We start from the raw sequence: 1,187 nt of genomic DNA, 5'->3' as shown, positions 1-1,187 counted from the left end.
GGCCCGTCGCCGGCCGCCGTCCGGGTCGCGACCGCCCTGCGGCGGCGCAGCGCCGCGCCCGCGACGACCGCGACCAGGAACACCGCGAGGGCGAGCAGCACGATCGACGGGCCCGGTTGAAGATCGTACTGGAACGAGCTCAGCAGCCCCGACACCGCCGACAGTACACCGATCACCATGGCCGCCAGCATGGTGGCGCGGAAGCCCCGGGCCAGCTGCTGCGCCGCCGCCACCGGGACGATCATCAGGGCGCCCACCAGCAGCAGCCCGACCGCGCGCATCGCGATCACCACGGTCACCGCGGCGGTCACCGCGATCAGCACCGACAGCAGCCGCACCCGCAGCCCCGCCGCGCGCGCCAGCTCCTCGTCCTGGCAGAGCAGGAACAGGTCGCGGCCGAACACGACCACGATGCCGAGCACCGCGACCGCCAGCCCGGCGACCACGTACAGGTCGCCCACGGTCACGCTGCTGATCGACCCGAACAGGTAGGACTGCAGGCTCGACCCGCCGCCCTGCGCCTGGGTGAGCAGCGCGCCGCCCGCGAGGCCGCCGTAGAACAGCAGCGCGAGCGCCACGTCCCCGCCGCTGCGGCTGCGCGCCCGCAGCAGCTCGATCGCGAGCGCGCCGAGGACGGTCACGACCAGCGCGGCGAGCACCGGCGAGGTGCCGGTGAGCAGGCCGAGGCCGATCCCGGTGAGCGCGATGTGCCCGATGCCGTCGCCGAGCAGTGACAGCTTGCGCTGCACGATGAAGGTGCCGATCGCGGGGGCGGTCAGCCCGATGAGGACCGCCATCGCCAGCGCGATCCGCATGAAGTCGTAGGACAGGACGTCGCTCATGCCAGGCTCCCCGCGGTCCGCTCCGGCGCCGCCGGCGACCCGGCGGCGATCCGGCCGTCCTCCAGCCGGACGGTCCGGGTGATGAGGGGTTCGAGCGGGCCGAGTTCGTGCAGGACGAGCAGCACCGTGCGGCCCTCGGCGGCCAGCGTCCCGAGGGTGCGGGCCAGCGCCTCCTGGTTCCCGGCGTCCACCCCGGCGTTCGGCTCGTCCATGACGACCACGTCGGGCTCGCCCGCCAGCGCGCGGGCGATCAGGACCCGCTGCTGCTGGCCGCCGGACAGCAGGTGCGCCGAGTCGCGGGCGCGGCCGGCGAGGCCGACGGCGGCGAGCGCGCGGTCCACCGCG

Annotated in this window: 2 protein-coding genes; both read right to left on the bottom strand. The window is 75.3% G+C overall.

The window, feature by feature from the left end:
• On the bottom strand, positions 1 to 842 hold an 842-nt coding region (locus DZF91_RS23540; protein WP_147341316.1), incomplete at its 3' end, for a metal ABC transporter permease.
• Positions 839 to 1,187: ATP-binding cassette domain-containing protein (locus DZF91_RS23535; protein ID WP_117359521.1), on the bottom strand; the 349-nt coding region annotated here is incomplete at its 5' end. The genes DZF91_RS23535 and DZF91_RS23540, both read right to left, overlap by 4 nt.

This window comes from Actinomadura logoneensis, from assembly GCF_003428695.1.
Taxonomy (GTDB): domain Bacteria; phylum Actinomycetota; class Actinomycetes; order Streptosporangiales; family Streptosporangiaceae; genus Spirillospora; species Spirillospora logoneensis.
The sequence above is the reverse complement of the archived record's forward strand: the minus strand, read 5'-3'. Positions and strand labels throughout refer to the sequence as shown.